This window comes from Phyllobacterium sp. GQ127, from assembly GCF_059758635.1.
This window is the reverse complement of the sequence record NZ_JCAXDZ010000001.1, coordinates 1-11702: the sequence shown is the minus strand read 5'-3', so window position 1 is coordinate 11702 and position 11702 is coordinate 1. Positions and strand designations below refer to the sequence as shown.

Here is an 11702-nt window from a genome sequence, read left to right as displayed (position 1 = left end):
TGCGGCGTGTCGAAGCAAATCACTGAATATAAAGGCAAATGAGGGGGCCATTCGATGGCAAATGCGGACGCGTATCGCGCGCCGACGGGGAAGAATTATGCCGGAAGCAAGTCTGGGGTGCAGTCCTCGAACAAGCTTTCAGGGCACATAAAACTTCTCGCTGACCCTGCCTATGGTAAGCTCCTTGCAGCTGAGCCCTATCTGCGCCGCGCCATTCCACCACTCATCATTATTTTTCTTGTTGTACTTGCGATCGTCCGTTCCATGTCATTGCTGGCGTGGCGTGACGATGCGGAGCGCACGGCTCGCGCGACATTGTCAATTGCCGCCAGCCATGTCGCCAGTGTCATCGATAACCGGATGAACAAGGGCGAGACGCTCAGCACGGGCGACCTGCAGAATATACTGAGCGATATGCGTACCAACGACCTTATCCCGGATGGAATGTGGTTTGCCATCGCGACGCCGGAAGCCAATATCGTTGCCGCTTCGGACGGCGGCGACCACTGGCGTAACAGGAACCTTGAAACATTCATAACAGAAGGGCAGCCGCTCTTCCTCTTTGGGGCAAGAGCGGGCGTCATGCCGGTGAAGGTTGAAGGCACGCCCTCCCTCGCCGCCTTTTCCCGCTCCGGAAACAATGCCTATTCAGTTTTGGCTGCGCATCCTGTTGAAGCGATTTTCGCCGAATGGCGCAGCACTGTTTCCATGAATGTCACCATGTTTGCAGGCACGGCAACCATCATGCTGATCGTGCTCTACGCATATTTCAGCCAATCGGCACGGGCACAGGACGCCGACGCGCTTTATCAACACGCGCAAGCGCGGGTCGACACGGCGCTTGCACGCGGACGCAGCGGCTTGTGGGACTGGGATATGGCGCGAGGGCGCGTGTACTGGTCGCGCTCCATGTATGAGATGCTGGGCTATGAGGCCTATGATTCCATTCTGTCGCTCGGAGACATTTCGGCAATCATTCACCCGGACGATGACAAGCTCTACAGCGTCGCGGCACAGGTTGCAGCGGCGGAAATTACCCAGATGGACCGGGTTTTCCGCATGCGGCATGCAGAGGGTCACTGGGTCTGGATGCGCGTTCGCGCTCAGGTTGCCGACACTGACAATCTCGGTGATCTTCATCTGGTGGGCGTAGCTGTCGATGTCAGCGAACAGCACCGCTTTGTTCAGGCAACTGCCCAAGCGGATCAACGCATTCGCGAAGCAATTGAAAGCATCTCCGAAACCTTCGTGCTGTGGGATGCCGAAAACCGGCTTGTCATGTCGAACGGCAAGTTCAATGAATATTCAGGTCTCGCCAATGAATGCCTCTTGCCTGGTATCAGCCGAGAGGAACTGGAACCCCGTATTCGCGCCGTCGCATCTGAAAAGCGTATGGCGAATGAACATGGCCGTAATGGCGCGCTTACCTATGAGCGGCAACTTGCGGATGGGCGCTGGCTGCAGGTCAATGAGCGCCGCACGCAGGATGGGGGACTGGTTTCCGTCGGCACCGATATTACTCAGCTGAAGGTCCATGAAGAGCGCTTGATCGACAGCGAACGACGTTTGATGGCCACGATCCACGATTTAAGCCTTGCGCGTAAATCGGAAGTGGAACGCACGCTGGAACTGACCGAACTCAACAGCAAATATGCCGTGGAGAAGGAACGGGCCGAGGCTGCCAACCGCGCGAAATCCGAATTTCTCGCCAATATGTCTCACGAACTTCGCACCCCGCTGAATGCCATTATCGGTTTCTCCGAAATCATGCATACGGGAACATTTGGAGCGCTGGGATCAGACCGCTATGTCGAATATGTTCAGGATATCCACACCAGCGGCAATTATCTGCTGAACGTCATCAACGATATTCTGGATATGTCGAAGATCGAAGCCGGGCACTTTACACTCGACCGTGAGGAAATCGATCTCTGCCCGCTTATCCGCGAGACGGTACGCGTTGTTTCACTGCAAGCGCAGGCAAAAAATGTGAAGGTGGAGACACGCATCGACGAATGCGTCACACTTGATGCTGACCGCCGCGCCATCAAGCAAATCCTGATCAACCTGCTCTCCAATGCGGTGAAATTCACCAGCACGGGCGGGCGCATCTCCGTGCGCGCCCGCAAGGTTTCCGGGGCACTGGTTTTAACCATTGAGGATACAGGTTGCGGTATTCCGAAATCCGCCATGAAGAAGATCGGCCAGCCGTTCGAGCAGGTGGAAAACCAATTCACCAAATCCCATGCAGGCTCTGGACTCGGCCTCGCCATTTCGCGCTCGCTGACACAGTTGCATGGCGGCGCGCTGAAAATCCGCTCACAGGAAGGCGTCGGAACAATTGTGTCCGTGCGTATACCAACGCGTAATATTGCCGAGGCAGCGTAAGACGAAGACGCTAAACCTGCCTGGATCGCTTACGCGCTTCACCCATAATGCCGTCAAAAATCTTCCGCACCGATTTTGCACTGTCTTGCAACTGGCTTTCCAAGCGCTGCAAATCCGGTAGATCGCAGGATCGGCAAAGCTGCTCCACCAGTCCTGGCGGAAAGTCTTCACGCTTCACATCACCATTCAGGCAAAGGCGAATGAGCTGGGTCACACCCGTATAGAGATTTGCCGCTTCAATCAGGTTGTCGACAGTTGCAGGCTCAGCCAAAGCCGGGCTGATCTTACCCAGCACCTCCGCAGTCGACTGCGCGATGACCGGGCCTTTTACATTGCCGGTCAGTACAGCAAATTGCGCGATAAATTCCAGATCGATAATGCCACCTCGAACCAGCTTCAAATCCCAGTCGTCACGGGGCGGCTTTTCTGCTTCGATCATGGCCCGCATCTCGGCAACATCCTTGGCGATTTTGGAGCTATCGCGGGGAAGTGCCAAAATTTCTGAAATGTCTTTTTCGATCTCGGTGAAAAAAGTGGGATCACCAGCAACAGGGCGCGCTCGGCTAAGAGCCATATGTTCCCAGGTCCATGCTTCGGTCCGCTGATATTTGCGGAACGAGTCTATGTGAGTGGCAACGGGGCCCTTATTGCCAGACGGTCGCAGGCGGAAATCAACTTCGTAAAGAACGCCCTCGGCCGTTGGAGCAGATAATGCGGCAATCAAACGTTGCGTCAGCCGCATGTAATATTGCGAAGATGCCAGGGGCTTTGCACCATCTGATTCATCGGCATCCACATCATGATCGTAAAGCAGAATGAGATCTATATCCGAGCCTGCGGTCAATTCGCGGCTGCCAAGCTTGCCCATGCCCAGAATGGCGATGCGTCCGCCGCCGATCTCGCCATGTTTGCTTTTGAACTCGTCAATCACGGCGTGGAGCGCGCTATCAATAACCAGATCAGCCAGATCGGAAAAAGCTTTGCCCGCACGTGCGCCGTCGATGGCACCAGTGAGCAATCTTATTCCGATCAGAAAACGATGTTCTGCTGCAAAGATGCGCAGCCTGTCCAGTACATCCTCATAGACCTTTGAAGGGCCGAGAAAACTCGTCAATCGTTCCGCAAGATAGGCTCGCGTCGGAACATCGGCAAAAATCGCGGGATCAAGCATGCCGTCGAAAATATGCGGCTTACGCGTGATGATATCCGCCAGCCGGGGTGCAGCGCCCATGATCAGAACCAGCAGATCGAGCAAGCGCGGATTGGATTGAAGCAGGCTGAAGAGCTGGATGCCGGCTGGCAACCCCTTGATCATTTCGTCAAAACGCATCAGCGCTTCGTCAGCACGGCTCGTTGCCCCAAATGCCTTGAGCAAGACCGGTGTCAGCTCGGTCAGCCTCTCCCGTGACTCTGCTGACTGCGTGGCACGATAGCGCCCGAAATGCCATGTGCGGATAACACGGCAAATATCGCTTGGCCGCTCAAAGCCGAAATTGGCCAAGGTTTCCAGAGTGTCTGGATCGTCGACATCACCGGTAAACACAAGATTTCCGGCCTCCCCGGCCAAATCCTGCGCCTGCTCAAACAAAGCTGCATAATGCGTTTCGACAGTTTTCAGAGTTTTTCGAAAGTCTTCAGTAAATGTGTCCGTATCCCGGTAGCCCATCATATAGGCGACGCGCCGGAAGTTTTCGTCATCTTCGGGCAATATATGCGTCTGTTCGTCGGCGATCATTTGGATGCGATGCTCGACATCGCGAAGGAAGCCATATTTCTGTGCCAGCGTGTCGCGTGCTTCAGCATTGATCCAGCCCAAGCCCTGCAATGCGCCAAGCATAGCCACAGTGCTCGAGCCTCGAAGCTGAGGAAATCGCCCGCCCGCAATTAATTGTTGGGTTTGCACGAAAAACTCGATCTCACGTATACCGCCGCGACCAAGCTTCACATTGTGACCGCGCACCGCGACTTCGCCATGACCCTTATGGGCATGGATCTGCCGTTTGATAGAATGAACATCGGCAATGGCAGCGTAATCGAGATATTTGCGCCAGACATAAGGAGCAAGTTCCGCCAGGACCTGCTTGCCAGCCTCAATATCTCCGGCCACAGGGCGCGCTTTGATCATGGCGGCTCGTTCCCAATTCTGGCCCCGCCCCTCATAATAATTCAGCGCTGCACCAACAGGGATAGCCAGCGGCGTTGAACCTGGATCGGGTCGCAGCCGCAAATCGGTGCGGAAGACATAGCCGTCTGCAGTGCGATCCTGCAGGATCCGCACCAGCCGCCGCGTCAAGCGTGAGAAAGTTTCGACACATTCATAAGGGTCGGTAATTGCGGGGCTTTGCTCGTCGATGAAAACGATCAGATCAATGTCAGACGAATAATTCAGCTCGAATGCGCCAAATTTGCCCATAGCCAGAATGATCCAGCCACAATTTTTATCTGGATGTTGAACATCCGGCAGCTTTAGCTTGCCCGCATTATGCGCGTCTCGCAAAAGAAAGCGCACTGCGGCTTCGACACAAGCTTGGGCCAGTTGAGAAAGAAAAAGTGTCGTGTCTTTGGTGTCAGACTGACCAGACAGATCACCCAAAGCGATTAAAAGGTGCCCCTCAAGTTTCTTTTGACGAAGAGCCGTCATGATTGACGTTTCGGTAGCATTTTCTACTTCGGTGACCCTCGCAATTTCCTGCATGAGTTCCTGCAGGCGAACATCGAGTGGACGATCGAAAAGAGAGTCAATTATTGCTGGCAAGCGCAAAAGAACGTTGCGCAAATAGGGCGAGAGATCGAGGACCGATGATAAAAAAGCCGCTGCTTTCTTGTTTTTCTTTAAAGCAGAGGCGGCCTTACATGTTTTTTCATCGGCACTTTCCACAAACTCCAGTAGAAATGCTGCAGCCTGCTTTTTGTCGAGTGGCGCCAGTTCACGAAGTTTTCTATCAAAGAACGGCTCTTCAGCAGTGCCCGCATCTTTCAAAATCATCCATTATCCCCTCCCGTTGGAAACGCCAGCACCGCACGCAGGCCCGGCGCATTGTCGTGCAGTTCCAATGTACCACCGTGCAATTTCATAACCGCCTTGGCAAGGCTTAGTCCAAGTCCCGAGCCCGGTTGAGAGCGGCTTTCCTCCAGGCGCACAAACCGCTCTGTAGCGCGTTCAACCTGATCTGGGGGAATGCCCGGACCATTATCGCTCACGACAATCGCGATCCCCCGATCGTGCTTTTCGACCGAGAGCCTCACTTCGACCGGCTTATCTCCGGTCGCATATTTGATGGCGTTGTCCACAAGGTTTGAAATCGTCTGCCCGATAAGCTCACGATTGGCTTTGACCGGCGTTGCGTCCATCGCACCGAGAGACAAGGTAATTCCTGCCTCTTCGGCCAGCGGCTCGTAAAGCTCAAAAACGTCTTCTACGATCACTGACAGCGGCAAAGGCTCCATCGTCTCGCTGGAGTAACCGGACTCAAGACGCGATATCATCAAAATGGCATTGAATGTGCGGATCAGAAGATCGGAGTCCGCTATCATGTCCTCAATAGCAGCGCGATAGGCCTTCGTGGTTTTCGCGTTGGAAAGAGCCGATTCAGCACGGTTTCGCATTCGCGTCAGCGGCGTCTTCAGGTCATGGGCGATATTATCGGAGACATGCCGGACGCCTTCATTCAATTCCTGTATGCGCGCCAGCATTCCATTGAGATTTTCGGAAAGGCGGTCAAATTCGTCTCCCGAACCATTGACCGGAAGCCGCCCCGCCAGATCACCGCCCATGATGCGTTGTGAAGCGACCGAAACTTCATCTATCCGGTGCAGCGCGCGCCGGCCAACAAAGAACCAGATCAGGCATGCGCCTATGCCCATCGTACCCAGCGCGGCGAAAAGCGCCCGTCTTACCACAAGGCGCACTTGCTCCGGCTCGCCGAGATCACGCCCCACCATAACGCGTATTCCGTTCGGCAATACAATGACGCGGGCTATTGCAGTATGGGTTTGCGGGTCAGTTCCCTCAGTATAGCGCTCGTAACTTATGGGGCGCGATATCCAGCCATCGGTTTGCAAGACGCCAACTTCGATACTTTGCACATTGCCGGCAACAATACGTCCTGCCGGATCCGCCACAAGATAGAGAAAAGCACCCGGCTGACGGCCCCGACGATCAATCGCACGTACGAGACTGGCTATACCGCCCCGCTGATAGGCTCGCCCAATCCCTTCGACCTCCTCATTAATTGCTGTTTCCGTTTGACTGGTAAGCAGCTTCACAGAGGAGCTGGTCATATAGAAAACCAGCCCAAGGGCGCAGATTGTAAAGAGTAGAAGGTAGAGTGCCGACAGCCTCACCGCTGTCATTTTCAGCATGGAGCGAAAGCGGCTCATCCATGGCTTCCGGCTGTAGCTTCAGTGAGGCTGGCTTTTAACATATACCCGGCTCCACGAACCGTGTGCAGCAAGGGCGTGTCGAATCCTTTTTCGATCTTGCCACGCAAGCGCGACACATGAACATCGATCACATTGGTCTGGGGATCGAAATGATAATCCCAAACATGCTCAAGCAACATCGTGCGGGTGACAACCTGACCGGAATTGCGCATGAGATATTCCAGCAGACGAAACTCGCGCGGTTGCAAAATAATAGTCTGCCCTGCCCTTTTTGCCGTATGCGATAGTCTGTCCAGTTCAAGATCACCGACGCGATAGACAGTCTCGGCTTCCTTTGGGCTGGAGCGCCGCTGCAGGACTTCAATTCGGGCAAGCAATTCCGAAAAAGCATAGGGCTTGGTGAGATAGTCATCTCCGCCCGCCCGCAAGCCCGTGACGCGATCATCAACCTGTCCCAAAGCGGAAAGGATCAGCGCTGGCGTATCGTTTCCCTGGGCGCGCAGTGCGGCCACCACGGAAAGCCCATCGCGGCGCGGCAGCATGCGGTCAACGACAAGAGCATCATACGCCCCCTGTTCGGCGAGCGCATAGCCTGTCTCTCCGTCACCTGCAATATCAGCGGAATGTCCGGCCTCGTTGAAGGCCTTTTCCAAATAGCGGGCAGCTTCGCGATCATCTTCAATAACGAGTATTTTCATGATCTTACTCTAATCGGATTGCTTCGATGAAACCAGAAAGAAAAGGGGCAACAGGTTGAAGAGACCTGTTGCCCATGCGTCAGCGCTTACGGGTGGGGTCCAGCGCCGCAGCATTTCCTTCCCACCTGTCAGCCTTGGCTGATAGGTAGGGCGACGAACCGCGATTGGTCCTTTGTCTGCACTTGCAAAAGCACAGCTTTACGGCCGCTTTTCGTGGCATCTGCGATTGCCGCATCTATATCGCCGCCGCTCTTGACCGGCTGGTTGTTGACCGAGACGATAATGTCGCCTGTGCTGATACCCTTGTCTGCAGCATCGCCCTGACGATCAACATCCGTGACAACAACACCCTGGCCGTCATCAGCGGGCATGACAGTCAGGCCATAGTCATCAAGAGCGGATGACTTTTGCTCGTCTTCCTGCTGTGGTGTTGCCGAAGCAAGCTTCTCATCACCGGGCATTTCCTTGATCGACACTTTGACGGACTTGGCCTCGCCCTTATGCCAGACGGTCAGATCAACATCCTTGCCAGGCACGACAGCCGCAATCTTTTTCGCCAGATCGCGCGGATCACTGACCTTGTCGCCATTGACAGCCGTGATCACGTCACCGGCCACGATACCGGCTTTTGCCGCAGGGCCGTTCGCTTGCGGATCAGCAACGAGCGCTCCCTTCTCTTCGGCAAGACCAAGAGATTCGGCGATTTCCTTGCTGACGGGCTGAATCTGTACGCCAATCCAGCCGCGCGAGACTGTACCGTTCTTGATCAGTTGATCTACGACCTGCTTTGCAGTCTGTGCAGGGATAGCAAAGGCAATGCCCACGCTGCCACCAGAAGGTGAGAAAATAGCTGTATTGATACCCACCACTTCACCATTCAGGTTGAAAGCCGGGCCACCAGAATTCCCTTTATTAACCGCCGCATCAATCTGCAGGAAGTCATCATAAGGTCCAGCGCCAATATCGCGGCCACGAGCCGAGACGATACCCGCTGTTACAGTTCCGCCGAGACCGAACGGATTACCCACTGCAACAACCCATTCGCCAACGCGAACTTTGTTGTCATCGCCGAAATTGACATAGGTGAACTTGCGCTTGTCATCGACCTTGAGCACGGCCAGATCGGTCCGCTTGTCCTTACCTATCAGCTTCGCATCAAGCTCGGTGCCGTCATCAAGGACGACACTATAGGCAGAGCCGTCTTCAACGACGTGATTATTGGTGACGAGATAGCCATCTTCGGAAATGAAGAAACCGGATCCCTGCGCTGTTGGGCGGACCCGTTCAGGGCGATTCTGGTCACGCGGGGATTTGCGTGGCTCCATGCCGCGACGACCATCTTGGTCTTGGCCGCCAAATTCGTAAAAGAAGCGCTTGAGCGGGTGGTCATCCGGGAGTTGATCCATGCCCGGGAAACCATTGCCATTATCGGCAGTTTCCTTCACGGCGCTTTTCACCCGAACACTGACAACTGCGGGGCTGACCTTTTCGACGACGTCAGCAAAACCGGGCTGCTGGGCAGTTTCAACACGAACTGCTTCGGCCTGCGCCGGGACAATAGCGCTGAGCGGACCCGTCGCCAAAAAGCCACCGACCAATGCCGACGACAGTAGGGCCGCAGCAATACCCTTACGGTAACGGGAAGATTTGATATTGTTAGACATCGGGATGTTCTCCTTAGGCAATGCGATCGGCTAATGATCGTTCGTACCATCAGTGATACATATAAGAAGGTTACCCCACCATTTCCGCAACATGACAAATATTTAAGGTTTGCCCGGTGGAAACGCCGGTCCGTGCCCTTAGTCGGTGCTTTATATAGCGCAAAGCCTCTAGCTGTTTTGGTTCACAGCAAGAAGTAACTGCCACAAATCATGGACAGTTATATTTCGTTTAAACCACGTGACGGGTATATTAGAGCCGCCTCAAATCGCACCCAATGCCGTCCCGAGACCATCTAAAGGCAGTTGAAGGTCTATCGCCGTCGCATCAGTTTTAAACGAAATGCGCGCTGTGCCGCCTTTGCTTATTTCCTGCCGCAGAACTGGCCCCACTGGAAGATAGGCAAGGCAATTTGTGGGGGTGCATCCCCTGACCGTCATGGAAACTTTTTCTTTGCGCGAAGGAAATGCAAGGGTAATCTCCTTGCCTTCGCCTACCGTAGCAGGCACGCGCATGATCATGGCAGGATTGCCCTTATCGTCGGCAGCCAGCGACCAACTAAATACAAAGTTGCTTTCGCCATCGAGAATAGTCTGCGTCACGTTGCAGACTTTTTTCATCGCCTTCAAATCTTCGTCGCAAATGAGGTCCCAGTTGCCAAAAGGCTGGATGGATCTGCGATATTTGCCAAGCTCCGCCCCCTCTGGCACAGAAACGTCAGAGGGTTTCAAATGATATTGAGGGACTTGGGCATCCTGAGCACCAGCTGGAATGCTGGCACCAAGAAAAAGGCCGAAAATGGCGGCCTTTTTGATGTTTAACAATTTCACACCCTATCTCAATTAAGAGTGAAGCTTAGACCGGCACCCACACCGACCTCTCCGCCGCTGGTTACGCCGGTAATATTGGCGCGAACCTTACCCGTTTCGCTTGTATAGCCAGCACCAAAGGCAAAAGCGCCCTGATCTCGCCACATACCACCGCCCACAGCAACACTCACTTTGCCCGGCCTGCTGTCAAAGCGCAACGATGATGCAGCCAATCCAATTGCTGCCGCCTGACGCGCCTCGGAACGAACTGAGGATATTTCTGAACTTAAATGATTGAAGCCATTAGCCATTTTGGTTTCCATCTTTGCAAGATCACCTCTAACTCCGCCTTGTCCATCAGTGCCGCCAATTATTTCATCCGTATAGGTCTTAGCAGTATCAATCGCCTCCTTCTTAGCATTATCCGTATAGCTCTTCGCTGCCAACTTACTTTTGGCTGCCGCGTCATCGGAATAGCTATTGGCTTTTGCTACGGATTTGTCGCCAACCTCATCAGAGTAGCTCTTAGCCGCTTGCTGGCTCTTCGTCGCTGTTTCATCCGCTTGGCCCTTCAACTGCTTGACGTTCACCGCATCCAAATCGTTGGTACCAGCGGAAAGATTGCTGATGACAACAGGCATGCTCGGATCACCGCCCTGCAGCTTGACGGTATTTGCCTTCGCGTCGCCGACAGTAGCATAAGTCACAGCGCGATCAGAAAGCTTGTCGACCTTTGCATCGACAGCATGAAGTTGCCCACCATTTACGGCATCTTGTGAACCTTGTTCAACAACACCATTAGCTAGAGCGACAATTTTATTATCTTTCTTCGCAACGGGTAAAGAAGTCTCAGGTGAACCAGTCGCAACCGGTGCTGCAGTTGAATTCTGCGGCGGGATCATATCCTGCACTTCGACAGTTGTCTGATTACCCGCTACTGAATCTCCATTTGTCACCGGCGTTATAATTGATGCCGCTCCCGATCTGCCCGTACTGTGCGAAGGGACGGAATTTGCGTCAGATATATTTTGTGCAGAGGAAAATCCATTCTTCTGCGCTTCAACTTCTTCCAGCAACTTCCGATGATGCGCTTCGGCGTTATATTTGTCAGGAGACGCGTTATAGGCTGCCTGCGAATTATCTAAACGCAATGCCGTATCGTATAGCACATTCAGGCGTTCATGATTTGCCTGTATTCGCAAATCGAATGTAGCACTGTTTTTATTTATTTCGTTAATTGCATCTCCGACACTGTTAACTACATTATCCCTATAACCAAATCCGATGTATTTTTTCTCCCCATCGTTTCCTGATGATTTAATATACTCACTCCATTCGCTATGAAAATCATAAACAAGGAAGTGGGGTGCGCTGATTATACCATTCATAACCTGCACTCCACCGCCAAATGTTTGCGCCATACTGTTAGCCATGGAATAAAACTGGCCACCATTTATAGCGTCGTGCGAATTTTCTGCAATGAGACCGCCGGCGACATTCTTTAGGGTCGTCATTCCTGAGATTCCACCCGCAACGGATGGTTGACCAAATTCAATAGTATCCATTTGAATCTCGTCATCATCTAGGATGCCATTGCCATTCTTGTCTTTCCAGGCATATTTGACCGCCCTCTTGTCAAGTTTATGCAACTGCTTGCCATTCACGGCTTCTGTAGACGTTGCGTTGACGACACCATCGGCTACACCGGTCAGAACACGATCCTTCGTCTCCAAAAGCTGCTTGCCATCCGCACCAAGGACGG

General features: G+C 53.5%; 7 protein-coding genes. 1 reads left to right on the top strand and 6 read right to left on the bottom strand.

What is annotated here, in order from left to right:
* Positions 1-54: 54 nt before the first annotated feature.
* Positions 55-2388, top strand: a complete 2334-nt coding sequence (locus AC6CHM_RS00035; RefSeq protein WP_115051925.1) for an ATP-binding protein — start codon at positions 55-57, stop codon at positions 2386-2388.
* Between the two features lie 10 nt (positions 2389-2398).
* Here the strand turns inward: AC6CHM_RS00035 and AC6CHM_RS00030 are convergent, their stop codons facing one another.
* From AC6CHM_RS00030 to AC6CHM_RS00005, 6 genes are all read right to left on the bottom strand, one after another.
* The gene (locus AC6CHM_RS00030; RefSeq protein ID WP_498171471.1) at positions 2399-5374 is read right to left on the bottom strand and encodes a bifunctional [glutamine synthetase] adenylyltransferase/[glutamine synthetase]-adenylyl-L-tyrosine phosphorylase; all 2976 of its coding nucleotides are present in this window, start codon (positions 5372-5374) and stop codon (positions 2399-2401) included.
* Positions 5371-6768, bottom strand: a complete 1398-nt coding sequence (locus tag AC6CHM_RS00025; RefSeq protein ID WP_307283673.1) for a sensor histidine kinase — start codon at positions 6766-6768, stop codon at positions 5371-5373. The genes AC6CHM_RS00030 and AC6CHM_RS00025 overlap by 4 nt, the downstream gene beginning before the upstream one ends.
* Positions 6765-7469, bottom strand: a complete 705-nt coding sequence (locus tag AC6CHM_RS00020) for a response regulator transcription factor (RefSeq protein ID WP_115051928.1) — start codon at positions 7467-7469, stop codon at positions 6765-6767. The genes AC6CHM_RS00025 and AC6CHM_RS00020 overlap by 4 nt, the downstream gene beginning before the upstream one ends.
* A gap of 128 nt (positions 7470-7597) precedes the next feature.
* Positions 7598-9133: a Do family serine endopeptidase gene (locus AC6CHM_RS00015; RefSeq protein ID WP_440806664.1), complete on the bottom strand. Its 1536-nt coding sequence runs from the start codon at positions 9131-9133 to the stop codon at positions 7598-7600.
* Positions 9134-9394: 261 nt separating this feature from the next.
* Positions 9395-9961 (bottom strand): invasion associated locus B family protein, encoded by a 567-nt coding sequence (locus AC6CHM_RS00010; protein WP_498171464.1) that lies wholly within the window; start codon positions 9959-9961, stop codon positions 9395-9397.
* 8 nt (positions 9962-9969) lie between these two features.
* Positions 9970-11702 (bottom strand): YadA-like family protein (locus AC6CHM_RS00005; RefSeq protein WP_498171463.1); only part of this gene is annotated, 1733 nt, incomplete at its 5' end.

What these genes read in the sequence shown, in the direction of transcription:
- AC6CHM_RS00035 (WP_115051925.1), top strand. Translation starts at nt 55, where the DNA reads ATGGCAAATGCGGACGCGTATCGCGCGCCGACGGGGAAGAATTATGCC.
- AC6CHM_RS00030 (WP_498171471.1), bottom strand. Translation starts at nt 5,374, where the DNA reads ATGATTTTGAAAGATGCGGGCACTGCTGAAGAGCCGTTCTTTGATAGA.
- AC6CHM_RS00025 (WP_307283673.1), bottom strand. Translation starts at nt 6,768, where the DNA reads ATGAGCCGCTTTCGCTCCATGCTGAAAATGACAGCGGTGAGGCTGTCG.
- AC6CHM_RS00020 (WP_115051928.1), bottom strand. Translation starts at nt 7,469, where the DNA reads ATGAAAATACTCGTTATTGAAGATGATCGCGAAGCTGCCCGCTATTTG.
- AC6CHM_RS00015 (WP_440806664.1), bottom strand. Translation starts at nt 9,133, where the DNA reads ATGTCTAACAATATCAAATCTTCCCGTTACCGTAAGGGTATTGCTGCG.